Source organism: Lysinibacillus sp. NPDC095746 (genome assembly GCF_044763535.1).
In the GTDB taxonomy this organism is placed as follows: Bacteria; Bacillota; Bacilli; order Bacillales_A; family Planococcaceae; genus Lysinibacillus.
The window spans coordinates 1-15,311 of sequence record NZ_JBIWGL010000003.1; the positions used below are offsets into that span (position 1 = coordinate 1).

General features: G+C 34.7%; 14 protein-coding genes. 1 reads left to right on the forward strand and 13 read right to left on the reverse strand.

The annotated features are described in order from the left end of the window. Positions 1–970: 970 nt before the first annotated feature. The 9 genes from ACIQ7N_RS03065 to ACIQ7N_RS03105 all read right to left on the reverse strand — a co-directional run bounded on the left by ACIQ7N_RS03065 (position 971) and on the right by ACIQ7N_RS03105 (position 11,317). Positions 971–1,345: a polymorphic toxin-type HINT domain-containing protein gene (locus ACIQ7N_RS03065; protein WP_402930233.1), complete on the reverse strand. Its 375-nt coding sequence runs from the start codon at positions 1,343–1,345 to the stop codon at positions 971–973. A gap of 61 nt (positions 1,346–1,406) precedes the next feature. Next, positions 1,407–1,679 (reverse strand): hypothetical protein, encoded by a 273-nt coding sequence (locus ACIQ7N_RS03070; RefSeq protein WP_402930235.1) that lies wholly within the window; start codon positions 1,677–1,679, stop codon positions 1,407–1,409. A gap of 664 nt (positions 1,680–2,343) precedes the next feature. Continuing rightward, positions 2,344–2,724 carry an Imm8 family immunity protein gene (locus ACIQ7N_RS03075; RefSeq protein WP_402930237.1) on the reverse strand — a complete coding sequence of 127 codons (381 nt, stop codon included), beginning with the start codon at positions 2,722–2,724 and terminating at the stop codon, positions 2,344–2,346. Positions 2,725–3,057: 333 nt separating this feature from the next. Next, on the reverse strand, positions 3,058–3,258 hold the full coding sequence (locus tag ACIQ7N_RS03080) for a ribonuclease E inhibitor RraB (protein WP_402930422.1): 201 nt from the start codon (positions 3,256–3,258) through the stop codon (positions 3,058–3,060). Next, positions 3,249–3,383 (reverse strand): ribonuclease E inhibitor RraB, encoded by a 135-nt coding sequence (locus ACIQ7N_RS03085; protein WP_402930238.1) that lies wholly within the window; start codon positions 3,381–3,383, stop codon positions 3,249–3,251. Before ACIQ7N_RS03085 ends, ACIQ7N_RS03080 begins: the two co-directional genes overlap by 10 nt. Continuing rightward, positions 3,367–4,008, reverse strand: a complete 642-nt coding sequence (locus ACIQ7N_RS03090) for a leucine-rich repeat domain-containing protein (RefSeq protein ID WP_402930240.1) — start codon at positions 4,006–4,008, stop codon at positions 3,367–3,369. The genes ACIQ7N_RS03085 and ACIQ7N_RS03090 overlap by 17 nt, the downstream gene beginning before the upstream one ends. 20 nt (positions 4,009–4,028) lie before the next feature. Next, positions 4,029–4,220, reverse strand: a complete 192-nt coding sequence (locus tag ACIQ7N_RS03095) for a hypothetical protein (protein ID WP_402930242.1) — start codon at positions 4,218–4,220, stop codon at positions 4,029–4,031. Between the two features lie 520 nt (positions 4,221–4,740). Further along, a complete protein-coding gene (locus ACIQ7N_RS03100) occupies positions 4,741–4,989 on the reverse strand; it encodes a MafI family immunity protein (RefSeq protein WP_402930244.1) in 249 nt (82 codons plus the stop codon). A gap of 22 nt (positions 4,990–5,011) precedes the next feature. Then, a complete protein-coding gene (locus ACIQ7N_RS03105) occupies positions 5,012–11,317 on the reverse strand; it encodes a polymorphic toxin-type HINT domain-containing protein (RefSeq protein ID WP_402930246.1) in 6,306 nt (2,101 codons plus the stop codon). 586 nt (positions 11,318–11,903) lie between these two features. Between ACIQ7N_RS03105 and ACIQ7N_RS03110 the strand changes: the two genes are divergently transcribed. After that, on the forward strand, positions 11,904–12,965 hold the full coding sequence (locus ACIQ7N_RS03110) for a hypothetical protein (RefSeq protein WP_402930248.1): 1,062 nt from the start codon (positions 11,904–11,906) through the stop codon (positions 12,963–12,965). A gap of 236 nt (positions 12,966–13,201) precedes the next feature. On the opposite strand, the gene ACIQ7N_RS03115 is transcribed toward ACIQ7N_RS03110, so the two are convergent. The 4 genes from ACIQ7N_RS03115 to hfq all read right to left on the reverse strand — a co-directional run bounded on the left by ACIQ7N_RS03115 (position 13,202) and on the right by hfq (position 15,275). Then, the gene (locus ACIQ7N_RS03115) at positions 13,202–13,459 is read right to left on the reverse strand and encodes a hypothetical protein (RefSeq protein WP_132357321.1); all 258 of its coding nucleotides are present in this window, start codon (positions 13,457–13,459) and stop codon (positions 13,202–13,204) included. A gap of 329 nt (positions 13,460–13,788) precedes the next feature. Then, positions 13,789–14,283 carry a DUF6584 family protein gene (locus tag ACIQ7N_RS03120; protein WP_402930423.1) on the reverse strand — a complete coding sequence of 165 codons (495 nt, stop codon included), beginning with the start codon at positions 14,281–14,283 and terminating at the stop codon, positions 13,789–13,791. Between the two features lie 359 nt (positions 14,284–14,642). After that, positions 14,643–14,945 carry a rhodanese-like domain-containing protein gene (locus ACIQ7N_RS03125; protein WP_402930250.1) on the reverse strand — a complete coding sequence of 101 codons (303 nt, stop codon included), beginning with the start codon at positions 14,943–14,945 and terminating at the stop codon, positions 14,643–14,645. Positions 14,946–15,044: 99 nt separating this feature from the next. Then, positions 15,045–15,275: an RNA chaperone Hfq gene (gene hfq, locus ACIQ7N_RS03130; protein ID WP_132357323.1), complete on the reverse strand. Its 231-nt coding sequence runs from the start codon at positions 15,273–15,275 to the stop codon at positions 15,045–15,047. Positions 15,276–15,311 lie beyond the last annotated feature (36 nt).

Here is a 15,311-nt window from a genome sequence, read left to right on the forward strand (position 1 = left end):
AACATTCGAATTCACGGAACACTAGGCTATTTAACACCAGTAGAATTCAAGCAACAGCCCTTATAATTTTTGTCCAGTTTAGTGTTGACATACCAAATCATCTAAATCGCCAATCTGATGAATATAGGGTTTACTGTTCTTACTTAAATTTTCGATTATTTCAGTCATCTGAATTCCACCTTTTACTTAATTCTTACAAACGATTTATAAAGAATATTTGTGTAGTATACTGTACCATTTTTACCAATTATAAGTCGTTCTTTCTCTCTATCCTTCTTTTTCGCTAAAGGATTCACATCGTATTTTTTAGGCAATTCCCCATTAGTACGCCTATCTTTATTACTTAAAAAAGATGCCCTTGATAAATATCATAATATCAAGGGCAGAAGTATGTTAATTTTCTATCTGAAATTTATTAAACTAATACATAATTAAATCAAAGTCCGAAATTTCCCCATCTAAAGTAAAATATAACCTAAATTCTCCTGTATCCTCCCCCTTATAATCTATACTTAAGTATGAAACCACTTGATTAACAAACACAGGGAAGTTTCTCAATTCAAGTGAGATTTTTTTTATATAATAGTACACATCTGTTTGCGCAAATTCCCCAAAAATCGAATAGAACTCCTCCTCCTGTTCAGACATATAAATATTAAATTGAATCCAAAATTGTTCTATAGTTTGTTTCTCAATATTCCATTGTTCTATTAAATTTCTAAATTGTTCTATGTCTAAAATAGCAGACGCCTCCCTATTAATGATCTTTTTTAAAGTGAGAGAATATTATTGACCGGAATTTTTATCCAAATCCCCATATGCTCTCGCAGCACCTTATTTACCTGTAATTTTTATTTCATACTTGTAACCGTCTACTCCACGTCCTTCTAAATATTTAATTTCATTAGTACCTGATCCATTATTAATAAAACCTTTCTTAGCAGAATTTGCAAACTTTTGAGCAGCTTCTTTACCAAGGCGTAAGGTCGCTTCCATCAGCCTTTTGGAGATTGTCGCCTATCTGTAGCTTATCTGCAAAGGCCCATCCTTTACCTTCAATCCAGAACGGATGGTTGTCGGTCATTTCGATTATCTGCTCTCCAACATACAGCTTAATTAAATCATCAGGTTGGTTTCGGTAAAGGTACGTTACTTCCTTGTATGCTAATTCTCCTTCATGGTTATTCTCATCCTTAGCGAGAACCATATCTCCGACATCAATGTCTTCGATCTTCTTCTCTCCTTCATCCGTTAAAACCTTTGTTCCTGCGACAAAGCTATTACATCCCGCTTTTACAGTCTTACCTACACCCTTAGCAATCTTTGCTGCACGAAAAACGCTCATCAATTTTCCGATGGGAATAAAATTCGATGCCACTGCCCAGGCAAAGATTATTCTAAAGGGTTCAAACGGTATTATATATTATTAATTCTTTCCAATCGCTGCTCCGCATTCCAATTTTCAGGAGGTTTCCGGCTATTTGAAAACCATTGACTTCCATTTCGTAACCATTCATCCCTCCACTGTTCATATATAACTTTTTTTCTTGATCATCAAAATTATCATATCCGAAATGAAAACTACAGCAAGGGCAGATTTCGTCTGAAGGCTCCCCCTCTTCATCATAAGGTGGTTCATAAAGTTCATTAAAACCACAAATTAGACATATATTTTCCATAAAATCCCCCTCAATTATTTTCCTGGCTGCCTCTTCTAATAGTTTGGTGATGTCGGTTTGTAATATGTTCTCGTACTTCCGTTTTTTCAGTTATATGAACCAAAAGTGTTAGTATTGGGGGGCAGAAACCCTAATAACTTTAGAAGTCGCTTTCACTAAATGATTACTTCTGTTTTTATAAAAATTATTGCTTTCTTTGCATAATCTTGTGCATTCTTGGCCTTAAAATCATTATCATGCCTTTCAAAGTGAGCTTTAAATGTTTTGGGAATTCCCTAATTAGATTTACCTGAAACCTTAGCAACCTTTACTGTACGAGCGCTGCACTTTTATGAAAAGATGCCCTTGATAAATATCACAATCAAGGGCAAAAGTATGTTAATTTTCTATCTGAAATTTAATAAACTAATACATTATTAAATCAAAGTCGGAAATTACTCCATCTAAAGTAAAATATAACCTGAAAAACGTGAGAAAGCGACGGTACATTATTTGCATCGAAACACGGTGGTATCTGATGATTTCGGGGTTATGACAATGGAGGAGACTTGCCATAAAGGTGATATTATTAGACACTTATATTGGAACGTCCATACGATTCATTCGGCACAGGGTGAGGGTAAAAGAAAGACCTTGAGGATTGCCGTCCCCAAGGTCTTCTAAATCAAATATCTTTTTTTATTCTTCCTACAGCCTCATCAAGCGTTTCATATTGGATGTTATCATATTCCCAATTCAGGTGACGATTAATAGCCTTAGCTGCCTCATCCCAAGTTGGTCGTATACAATCTTCCAATATTAAATTTATTTCTTTTTCTATTAACGTCAGATCAAGTTCATTTACCAAAAAAGTTGCTCTGCCATCTAGTAGCTTATCTTCTCCTAAAATTGAAAGTAATCTTTTAGGTGTCATAATCCTAAAATAAAAATATTCAACTCCCTCTGAATCAGCAGTCCCTATATCTGCACTTGCAGGGAGTACGAAATCATCTACTATCTCAGGCTCACCACGTAATAGAATTCTTTTCAAAACAGGAACTATCAAAAAATCACTCCAAATCAAAAATTATTCAAGTTCAACATGGTAATTCGTAAGTCTGTTACCTTCCTTATTAAACGTTTCAAAATTCCCTTTTGCCATACTTTCTTCCTGTCCTTACAGGCCTCGATCGTAGTAACGAGCTTGTAACTAGTATAGCTTGGTTTCGGCTACGTAGCGTATAGGTTGCCCTTTTATACGACTGTCGGTTGGTTCATCTAATAGTAAGTTACTCTTTGGACCTTTTCCCTCAAAACCCCAAAAGTATGGAGAAATAATTTCTCCATACTTTGCTAGGATTCTATCGGAATTAAAAATGCCACTACATCAGTTTTCTGATTAATCTACCATAACTCCCCAACCATCCGAATATCCTCCATGGGGTAAGGCAATTTCATTTAAAATAGATTGTATTTCAACAATCGTGTTATATTGTAGCTTAGCTGAGATATAAACTATACTACTCCATTCTTGTGACTCTTCATCATAAAAAACTTCGTATGAAAACTCTTTTTTACTTAAATCAGTTATTATATTAATTTAATTGCGTCTTTTTCACTTGGACACGCAATGAAAAAATCAATCTTATGCTCTAAATTGAAATCAATCCCTTCATCATATAACATTTTCAAGACTTGTCCATCTTCATCATTTGGAAACTTCAAGAATTTTCCTCTCCTTTTCTTTCAAAACTTTATCCATTTCATCTGCTTTAATATTATAATGTCGTTTATTATAATAACCAGCGAACACAATATTCGGATGTTCAATGATTGGTGTTAAATCCCCATCAATAATATTTGTATCAAAAAATCTAATGGACTCTAGTTTAGGGAATTTTTTCAAGAAAGACAAATCGTCAATTGGATAGGTTGAGTTTAAATCTAACATTTTTAAATTTTTCAACTGAAGAAATTCATCATCAATTTTCAATTTTTTAGCATTGGATATAAGTAATACTTCGAGTGTATCTGCTAGTTGACTGACTCCTTTAAAGGAAGTTAAATTTCTACAATAAGCGGTTTCAATTCGTTTTATCTTTTGGCATTTTGTAAAATCATCAAAATCTGTAATATTTGTGAGAGATAAATCAACACTCAATAAGTTTGGGAACTCACAGAAATGATAAAAGTTGCTTCCTTTACTTTTTTTCTCTTTATATGAATAAAGCCCAATATACTCCACGTTTTCAAATTCAGGTTTTTTTGCTTTTTCTTTTAAATCCTGTCCATAATAAATTTCTCTTGGTAAATCTGAATAGGGGACTGTACACAATTCCCAAAACTTCATTCAACAACACTCCTTAGAACTTAGTATTTGCCGTACCTTTGGAAATGATATTTTCTACCTGGACTACTTATTTTATTATACATTTTAGCCTGTTGGTTTTTAATGTTTTTACTAGCATTCGTATAATAACCATGCTTTTTCATTAATTTATATTCTGAAATAAAGTCATTTTTATGACCCTTAGTTGCTTTCCAAGAAATATACTTAATCATACATTTACCCCTGCCCAAGCTTCTGTGCAAGAGGATGTAAAGAAATACATTCGTTTTAATAGCCATCAACGTTTCAAAAAAACTTAAGAAACCTGAGTCCCTATCAATATAGGACTCAGGCTGCTTAAATGTGTTTTTTTACTGTCTACTTGACAGGGTCACTTCATTTAGCCAATCAAGGCTTTCTAGAAAAACTTTAAGAATATTAGATATCACCTTTCCATACTTCAAATAAGTTGAATAAATGTTCTTTATCTGTGTTATTGTCTATTTCTTTAAGAGTTAAATTGTATACTAAATTTCTTGGATCTAATTCAATTAATAGGTTGTCCTTTTATATGACTGTCGGTTGGTTCAGCTTCATCATATTTAGCAGACTAGCATTATCTGTACTGACTATATAAAATAAGCAATTTTATTCGACATTCTCTCCCATTAATCCAAAAGATGGCGGTAAAATAACCGCCATCAAAATTATGTTATAACTTGAACAAATATATTTCTCTCAAGATAAACACCTTTACTTAATTTGTTTGCCTATTTCTACCCAAAGTGTTTTATCCATTTCCATAAATATTCCAGCTTCTTCGATTTTACTAAAAATATCTTTATCGACGGGAATACCCTCTTGTTCAATGACACTACAAATTACTTCTAAAGCTATTCCCCACTCGTCGTGTTCTAAAAATTCTAGTACTCTTTCTTCATCCTCCAAAGGGAATTTAGTTATATTTTTTACTATTTCTTTTAATAAATTATTTAACTCCATAAAATACACTTCCTAGAATAAATTATTTAATCGGGAATGCAGTAATAATATCTCTTCCATCCGTTATTACCTTTATTTTAAGCCCATTCCTAACCCCTATAACCTCCCATCTTTGTTTCCCTTTAACAACGTTCCCTTTTTTCCATTTTAATTTAGGGTCAGTAGCTATATCTGAAACATTGCTCATAATCTTTTGACCATTCCAACTCTTTGGGAACAGTGTTTTTCCGGTTCCATTTCCAGGCCATAAATGCCCACCACCTGTTCTATCTCCGTAAAGAATATGCTTTGTTCTTCGTACACTAGCGCAAGAAGTATTATGCACCCAAACCCCAATATCTGTTACATAATACGTATGGTAGTCCTCTACAGTAAAGTTGTAAACTGTAACTGGCTTATCCAGTCTAACGAACTCAACCTTGTCAATCGTAAGATTGCTTCCATCAGCCTTTTGGAGTTTGTCGCCAATCTGTAGTTCATCTGCAAAGACCCATCCTTTACCTTCAACCCAGAACGGATGGTTGTCGGTCGTTTCGATCATCTGCTCCCCAACATACAGCTTAATTATATCATCACGTTGGTTTCGGTAAAGGTTCGTTACTTCCTTGTATGCTAATTCTCCTTCAGGGTTATTCTCATCCTTAGCGAGAACCATATCTCCGACTTCAATGTCTTCGATATTCTTCTCTCCTTCATCCGTTAAAACCTTTGTTCCTGCGACAAAGCAATTACAACTTGCTTTTTTTGCAGACTTTACTGCACGGAAAACACGTTTCACTTTTCCGATGGGAAGAAAATTCGATGCGACTGCCCAGGCAATTTGCTTTTTGTTTTTCCCTGCTTTATACGCTTTATAACCATCGTAGATTGCAAAACCTGCGTTGATAACGAGCCATACCCATCTACCATCTGGGTCTGTTTTCGTTATTGGATTGTCATCTGCATATGTGTAACCGTTCATTGTAACAGGATCATCTTCGTCTCCCGGATCTGGGTCACGAGAAATGAAACGTGCTGTTGCTGGATCGTAGTAACGAGCTTGTAAATAGTATAGCTTGGTTTCGGCATCGTAGACATACCCTGCGTAGCGTATAGGTTGCCCTTTTATACGACTGTCAGTTGGTTCAGCTGATAGTAAGTTACCCCATGGATCATAATCGTATGTCGCAACGGCTGCACCATTTTGGTCTAGAATGCGTATGACATCACCACGGTGGTTCGTTACGTACTCGAATGATTCTCCTGCTGCGTTTGTTAGATTTACTACTTTGCCATTGTTCCAAGTAATCGTCCAAATCGTTTTTTGGTTCGCATCTGTAACACGGACTAAATTAGAACCATCATAGTAATAATGATACGTTGTTGTACCGTCTGTTTTCGATTTTCGTAAACCATCCGGGTGGTACGTATACGTTACTTTGTTCGCTGGATTTGCTACTTCCGTTGTTTGTGTTAGTTGGCCAACCCCGTCCCATGTGTAAGTTAGACGATCGTCGTTTATCAAATTACCTTCAAAATCATAGGTAAAACCTTTTATTTCATTGGCTTCGTTATAAGTGTAAGATTTACCATTTATATTTAATAGATTTCCAGCATCATCGTAATCATAAGTAATTACTTTTGTGCCATTATCCCATGAAGCCAAACGATCTGCAAAATCGTATTTATACGTATGTGTTTTAGTCCCATCAAAATACGTTTTAATATTACCATTTACTTGATACTGATAGCGAAGTTGTAGTAACTCCTTCCCGAAAATCGATTGCTTTGTCAATTGACCATCTGTATCGAAATCTAGCAGCTGTGTCGAGCTAGCACTTTGAAGGCGTACAGGCTGACTCGATTCATTGTAGTAGTAATTATAGTTTTTACCACCGGCAGTTGTAATCGAAGTTAAGCGTTGCAACCCATCATAAGAAAATTTTGTGCTGGCATTAACTCCACCCATAGACTCTGTATAAGAAGTACGCAGTCCATTCGCTGGATTTTCTTTTGCTGTTTCATACACATTTGTCAAACTATAGCCATCTGGTGTTTTAGCATATTTCAGGCGTTTACTATCATCATAGTCAAATTCATATGGTGCTGAAACGCCATTCACTTGAATTGTTTTTAAAAGGTTATTCTTAAAATACGTTTTATCATATAGCTTTGTACCGTTTACAGATTTTGATTTCTCGTTATTTTTAAGATCATATGTGAAAGAAACTGAGGACTTGTTTGTCCCATCACCACTTTCGATTAGTGTCACATTTGTTTCACCATCATACTCGTAATAGCGATACTTGCCTAGTGGGTCTGTTTCTCGTTCAACTGTATTTAAAGCATTATATTTAAAGGATGTGACATAACCCAGAGGATTGGTACGACTTGTGACATTTCCTTGTTTATCAAATCCATAAGATGATTTAATAGCCTTAACGCCATTACCTATAGAAATGGATTCTAAGCGATCAAGTGCATCATATCCTCTTAATTTAACTACATTGTTCGGGTCTGTTTCGCTTTTTTCATTGCCGTTTGCATCATAGGTAAATTTTGTTATATTCCCTTGTGAATCTGTTTCTTCTGCAAGATTTGTACCGAAATTTGTATACGATTTTGATACGGCTGAACCTGTTTGTTCTACTTTAATATTGTCAAAATAGCCATAGCCTGTCCGATTTTCATAATTGACATATACTTTTGCTCTGACAAAATCCTCGTCTGCAATGAAAGTATTTTTGGCAAATTGCCATCCATTTGCCGCATGCTCACCTTGCATAAATGGTAGTTCATATTTTTTAGAAGTCCCACTCGCATTTGTGAGGAGGAGACTAATTGTGAATTTACCAGTTGTTGCTGCACTCGTCGTATAGCCCCAACCTGAAACTGTTACAGGTTCACCTTTTTTTCCTTTGATTTCAACATATTGACCAGCATATCTTGTTACATTTGCAGTTCCTGTTAGTCGTGTACTGTAGTTGCCAGCATATTTTACAGCTGAGGTACGTCCATCACCTGTAGCCAGATTGTTTAATGTCCAATCATCTGCCGTTGCCCCAGAACCTAACTCAAAGCTCGTATTTTCATTTGCAGCAAATTGATTCAGTGTAGTCCCATACGTTACTTGCGCATCATCAAAATATGCTTTACCTTCCCCTTTAAATAATAAATCGACACGTATATATGCGGTTTCACTTGGTAACGTAAACGTATCTGATAAACGCGTCCAATCAACTGTCCCTGTAATCGGAGCCGTTAAGAATTCAATACGAGCACCATCTTTATTTGTCAATTGCACTTTATTGCTATTTAAAGGGTAAACTCGTAAACGTACGCCTTCCCCTGTTGCATTTTCAGTTTTTACCTGTGTACTAATTGTATATATTTTTTTCGATTCATTGCTATCTACTGCGAATTCTTGCGAATAATAACCGGCATTGGCAGTGCCACTCAAAGTTAATTGAGCAGATTTATTGCCAGTAAAGCTTGTACTACTTGCCTGATAAGTGCCGGCATTTGAACCAGTGTATCGACTCCAATTTAATGGATAGCCTGTAGTATCAAGTGCTTCGAATTGTGCATTTTCTAAACGATTATAGTTTTCGCGTGTTGGACTAACGCTACGAATAATATTACCGTATTGATCGTACTCATTGAAATCTGTTAATCCAAAGTTCGTAGTAGTTGATTTTAGATTACTTTTTTCATCGTAAATGTATTTTTCAGAGACCTTACTTGAGTAAGTAATATTTGTCACATTTGATTTATCATCTACTACTTGTTTTAAAGATTGTCCACCAGTTGTATCAGCTAATTCTAAGTTACCTTTATCATCATATTTTGCACTTGATTCTACTGATGCTGCTCCCGTATCCTTATCTGGCTCAGATTCTTTTTCTAAAAGGTTTCTATTCCATATATAATTTGTTGTCGTTGCATCTGTTGTACCAAAATTCTCTATAACTTTTTGAACATTTACTGTAGGAGCATCCAATGGTGAATAGGAATACTGTGTTTTATTCCCTTTAGAATCTGTATAAATTGTATAACGATCATAATATTGTAAAGAACCAAAGATGCTGTCACTACGAGGATCAATCAACTTTGTCACGCGATTCGAAGCATCATCGTATTCAATACTACCCACATTTCCATTGGCATCTGTTACTGATTTTAAGCGTTTTGTTGTTGGATAATAATTAAATTTGATAGTCTTTTCTACTTTTGAACTCTTCGCATACGTAATTGCCTTTAAATAATTTGTTCCATCAACTTGCTCATAATTCAATTCTGTTGTATTGCCATTTAAGTCAGTTACTTTGGAAAGAGATCCATTCGTGTTATACGATAAATCAATAGAGCGACCTGTTTCGGCAGTACCTGTACGCTCCGTAATTTTCACTACACGGGAACTTGTTGAATTTTCAAACGTATAAATTATACGATTGCCTTTTTCGTCCTTTATTTCATAGTTTCGACCTTGTGAATCAAAGTAACGGATTGTTTCTGACGTATCTTTTAATTCAAAACCATTAGTTGTCTTTGTTAGTTCGTATTCCACACCTTCTGGAGAAGAATACGTTACATCATCATCATCCTGTTGCTTTGTAAAATGATATCGTGCACCGCCCTGTGTCCGGTATTCAATTATAGATCGATCAGAATTGACTAATAGTGACTCATGAGCACTAAACATCCATCCTAAACCATAATACATACTATAATTTGAGCGACTGTTGTACGTGAGACCTAAATTAAAAGCACCTGTTTTCCCTTTTACATTTAGGAGCGAAATATCATATACCATATTTCCGTTAATGACGTTAACAACACCTGTTCCCTCACCTTGAAAGATATCGGGAGTGTATGTCCAGTAATCCGTTAAACCTAATAATTCAGAAGGACGAAATTCCACATATAATTTCGGTTTACCGAATAATGAACCATCATCTGTTATTAACTCAGTAGAATAGTAACTTTTTCGTGTTGCAGTGCCCTCTAATGAATCTGGATACTTTAACATAACACCATAGTTTTTCAAAGGTGTTTCATACCATTCTTTTACTAAATCTGTTATTGGAAAATAACTATAGCCTTGTGTGGATTGTTTACTAGAAGATACTACTGTCGGAGCATACGTTGGCTGATTAGCCCATGTTACACTTGTTGATGCAAAGGATGATGTCAGCTTATGCATATTTACTTGTGTAGCATCACTTGCTGCAATTTGATAAACCCCAAGTGAAGCACCTGTTACAACACCATTTGGAATTGATGGCAATTGGAATTTCAGCAAAGATCTAGTTTTTCCAATAGTAGAATGTTGTCCAACAAATAAATAGTCAGTATTGTGGTAGTTATATGAAGTACCACTCGCAACAAATGTATCTTCTGCTTGGAAGACATCAATCCAAGGATCTATTGTAACTGGATAAACACGAGCTGGGTCTTTTAAATAGGCTTCATCTGCAGTTATTGTCAGAAGATAGCCTTCTCCTGTTTTTTCTATATCTTGTGTAATTTCATGTGAAATAGCCCCTTCAGGACCTAATTTCTTATTCGAATCATACATATACGGTCGTTCAATTAAGAAAACGAACTTACCTTTTTTATCATAAAAATGAATGCTGCCATCCTGTTGTTTAACGGCATTTAAATCTTTAACATGTAATTCAAACTGAAATACATTTTTCCCCTGATACGATTGTAAAATAATATTTTCTTTTACTTTTGAACCTTCAACTATATATTCTAATGAAGCATCTTTTAAAGCATCTTCATAAATAATCTGATTCTCTGTTACAGTGGGCTCTACTGCCTGCAAATCTGTATATTGTTTATCATCTTCAGCATTATCAACAAAGTTTACGGTCATTTGATGATCATTTGCTTGATAAGTAAAAACCTCTTTTTCATCTTCTGAAAATGGTTTTTCAGGAAACTTTACAGAGAATGCATTTTCCTTATTCTCAAAATGTTGCCCGTCTTTTGACTTTAAAAGTTTATTGTCGATTTCCTTCCATTCACCGTTTTCTTCATAGTGAATAGGTTCAAGATAAACCTCAGCTATATATGTTCCATCATTATCAACATATACCTTTGACGTTTCATCTCTCAAACTAGGAACTTCTGTTAAACCCATCTTCTCCTTTCCTTTGTCGTCTTTTTCCATCATAAGATTATAGTTAGACGGAACCTTTTCTTTGTTTGAATCGTCTTGTGTAATGCTAGGTTTTTCAGCTTTGGCTTCTTCTAAGTTATAAAATGGTATCGAACTAAAAATAAGAATAAAAGCCAAAAAGTAACAAAAACCTTTAAACCAAATATTTCTCTTTTGCTGCACTATCTTCTCTCCTTTTCGATGATAAGAAAAATAAACCACATATTTTTCTCCAAACATTATCATCGAAAGAATAGTATTATGAAATGGACTTTCTTACTCATTACCAGAAATTAATCCTCATCCCACAAAACCCAAAAATTATCATTCCAAAAGATTTCAATATTACTATTCAGCTGTTTATTATTTAAATAAATACTTTTATACATAACAGTGGAAATTTTATTAAGTTATTTTACCTAACTATCCATTTAATAGAATTGGTAATTTCCCCGCATTTAACCAATAATTTCGTACAAAAAGAGCATAAATTCAATAATTAAATTTTCGGAAATATAAGAAAAATCAATTTGTACTTTTAAGAAGATGCTTAAAGGCTACTCTTTACTTAAGGGCTCTGAGCTTATTCGTCATCCTTAGTAGCCTAATCGATTGCAAAAAAAAAAAAAATGAAGGTTGTTTTATTCCCCCTCTTAATCACTTTATTTATATGAGTGCGAGAAATCGTTGATAACATGGTTCGTGGATAACCTTAATCAACGACATCCACTAGTCTCACATCTCAAATAACTTTTAGGAGGAAATAATAATGGCTTCATGTTCTCAATCTGATTTAACTGCTGTGACAATCCCAAATGTGGTACCATCTTTAAACTTATACGGTAAAACAAGTAATAATCAACGTTTTTTCTTGTCTGATAATCCAGAAACTATTAGTAGCTCTGTTCCATTTACTAATGGTTATGCAACGCTTTGGGCAGATACTGCATCTGGATTACAGAGTGTAACTTATCGAATGTTTGTTTGGCATCTAAATAACACAGGTGCGACTATCAAGTTCGGTGTTACCATTGGTAATGGTTCAAGTGGCAGTACTTATCAAGTCTCTGGTGTTAAAGACTGTATCGAGACTATTACCAACTTTGTAGCTCATGGGAAATGTGCCGCAAAAGCTTTACTCGGAAATACATTAACGCCTAGTTCTCCGGTTGATAGCTCCATTGCAGCGGGGAAAGTTGGATTAGTTAAAGAATGGAAAGTACCAAATGGTTATTTGGTGGGTGGAATTATTGAGTTTACGTTATCGTCTAGTTCTCCAATGTCTTATAAAGTCAGAACAGTAGCTGCTAAAAGTACTACTGCCGATCTTCGTAGTAATCAAAATGCGGTTGTGTCACCAGTTGGAACTCATCCGCGTGGTTCTTGGAACTTTTCCAATATCGACGGCTTTGGTACTTCAGGTGGTGCTGCTGCTCTATATACTGTTGGAGACGGCAATAAAAGTTTCTCTATAAATAATGGCATTAATGATAACTTAATGACTAAAGACACTAGCTATATGCCTAGTGAAGCTGTAGCAACTAATAAGGGGCATTATGGTGTTATTTACAAGGCGAATATCACTTTCAAAAATCCAACTCAAGCCGATAAGGCATTAAAGGTCTATTTGACAGGTCGTGGAGGTTCATACGGCGGCGCTGTACGTTGGAACAATGGTCCAACTTACGGTGTTCCTACACTGTCTTCCAATACCCAAGGTGTTCAGATTGCTACATTTACTATACCTAAAGGAACTAGTGTTACACATTCAGTCTATACTTCTACAGCTGGCTCGCTTAACACCCCAGCGGCGATACTGATTACAGAGTAATTTAAAGAATTTCTCGTTAAATAAAGGAACCCTGTACTTATCGGAAATTCTCCGATGAGGTACAGGGTTCACTACATATCATAATAAAATATTAATTTCTTGCAACGTAAAACTAGGGGAAATGGGAAAACTGCTATATTGGGTATCACTAATTATTGATCTATTCAAAAAAGAATAAAGCTACTGTAAGTAACTCAATGATCTAAATCAAGTCTTAAAAGTGCTATTCAACAATTTTACTTTTTTATGGTTGCAACTAGGAAAAGGTCGGATAATCTGTTTACAACAGTTAGTTTATTGTCAATTATCATTTCAGTCTCTTCACCGTCTTCATGATCTAATAAATAGACAGGAGGATTATTTCCTTCATGTATATTTATTGCGTATGGATTTCCAATACCTATTTCTAAACCGATACAAATATAACCGTTTTTATGTACTGCGCATCCTGGAACATATAATAAACATTCTTTACTAATACTCTCTGGATTCAAGAATTCTATTGCAATTCAGCTTCTTCATCTAGAGGAACTACCAATTTACTATCACAAACTTCTACCGTAGTCATTAATTCTATCAACCATTTTGAAAGTTTAATATCTAGTTTTTCATTGAGGTTATCCTATAGGATGTCCCAGACCTTTGAATCATTTCTTTAGCACTTGTCATTACTTCATTCACCAACATGACTGCTCCATACAATTTGAAATATTTACTTCTTAAATTAACACTATTTCTATGTACCTTATACAATACAGCCCCACTTTTCAGCTATTGCATCTCGTTAGTAAAAAATCTCTTTCCATTATCCTCTATTGAAATTTTAAAATATCCATTTAAGAAATGTATAAACACCAACCAATGCAAAAATAAATATTAAAATTATGATTGAAAGGCAACCAAAAATAATCCAGTTATGTTCACCCTCTATTGAAGCATCTGGTTCTTCTACTAATTTTTCTTTTACTTTATTGATAGATAAAAGTGCAGGGTCTAAATCCAGTCCTTTTAAAAGTTCAATATCACCTTTATACTTTAAAGCTCTTGCTATATTATTAATGTCATTTCCCATAGAGCTTTCAAATTCAATACACGCATGTACCATTTCTGGCGTCTTATTCTTTTCTAAATACCAATATCGACCAGCCATTGCAGGATATTTTAACTCGAAATAAATGTCTCCCAACTTTTTACGGAGTTCTAATTCATTCGGAAAGGTTGCTATTAATCCGTGTAATCTATCCCTTGCTTTCCCTAAATCATCATTTTTAATATCCTCTTCTATTCGTTTTAAAGTCTTTGAAATTTTCTTTTCAATAAAAAACACCCTCTTATGTCCTAATTCTTTACTCTTATTATTTTTCAATAGTATTTTGCACGGTTAGTAAAAACGTTCCCACTCTAATTTCTTTCCATAGAATACGTAGCCTATCAAATCTTAACAATGTATGGCCTTATTTTATATATGTAATTTTTTCCTAACTAAACTGCCTCGTTTAAGTAAAATTTTCACAAGATAAACATCGATATTAATGTAAATATCCAAATCAGGTGCGATTACTGAGCAAGAAGTAAAAGGGTGATACATATTATATTTGACTAATATGTATCACCCTTTATATTTTATGATTTTTACAATTTAGGTCTTGATAATGCGTTCGAGGGTTTAATCGACCATTATTTAAATTCTAACTCTCCATCATAAGCAAGCATGCCGCCTTCAAGGTTTGTTACGTCAAAGCCTTGAGCTTCTAGGTATGCACATGCATTTGCTGAACGACCGCCTGCCTTACAAACGATAATGTATGGCTTCGTAGCATCTAATTCATCTAAGCGCTCAGGGATTGTCCCAAGAGCAATGTGCTGCGCACCGGGAATCATGCCTTGTGCTACTTCATCATCTTCACGAACATCAATAATGTATAGATCTTCGTTCGCATCTAATAGTTCTAATATTTCTGTTGTATCCATAGTTTTCATCTGTGTAGTCCTCCAATATGTCGATTTCCTCTTACATTATAGCCTGTGGGCAAAAAAACAGCTAGTGTCATGAACACTAACTGTTTTACTCTCAAGTTTCTATTCTTCTGTTTCTAAAAAATCTATTTGCTTTGCTGGAACAAATGTAGAAATAGCGTGTTTGTAAATAAGATGTTGCTTGCTTTCAGCATCTAGTAATAAAACTGTAAAATTATCATAGGATTTCACAGTTCCTTTTAACTGAAATCCGTTTAACAAAAACACAGTTACAAAAACATTGTTTTTTCGTAGATGGTTTAAGAATGTATCTTGCAAGTTAATTGATTTCATCAAATATGCCTCCCTATGCTCTCTTTCTACCTCTTC

What these genes read in the sequence shown, in the direction of transcription:
- ACIQ7N_RS03065 (WP_402930233.1), bottom strand. Translation starts at nt 1,345, where the DNA reads ATGAGCGTTTTTCGTGCAGCAAAGATTGCTAAGGGTGTAGGTAAGACT.
- ACIQ7N_RS03070 (WP_402930235.1), bottom strand. Translation starts at nt 1,679, where the DNA reads ATGGAAAATATATGTCTAATTTGTGGTTTTAATGAACTTTATGAACCA.
- ACIQ7N_RS03090 (WP_402930240.1), bottom strand. Translation starts at nt 4,008, where the DNA reads ATGAAGTTTTGGGAATTGTGTACAGTCCCCTATTCAGATTTACCAAGA.
- ACIQ7N_RS03095 (WP_402930242.1), bottom strand. Translation starts at nt 4,220, where the DNA reads ATGATTAAGTATATTTCTTGGAAAGCAACTAAGGGTCATAAAAATGAC.
- ACIQ7N_RS03100 (WP_402930244.1), bottom strand. Translation starts at nt 4,989, where the DNA reads ATGGAGTTAAATAATTTATTAAAAGAAATAGTAAAAAATATAACTAAA.
- ACIQ7N_RS03110 (WP_402930248.1), top strand. Translation starts at nt 11,904, where the DNA reads ATGGCTTCATGTTCTCAATCTGATTTAACTGCTGTGACAATCCCAAAT.
- ACIQ7N_RS03125 (WP_402930250.1), bottom strand. Translation starts at nt 14,945, where the DNA reads ATGAAAACTATGGATACAACAGAAATATTAGAACTATTAGATGCGAAC.
- hfq (WP_132357323.1), bottom strand. Translation starts at nt 15,275, where the DNA reads ATGAAATCAATTAACTTGCAAGATACATTCTTAAACCATCTACGAAAA.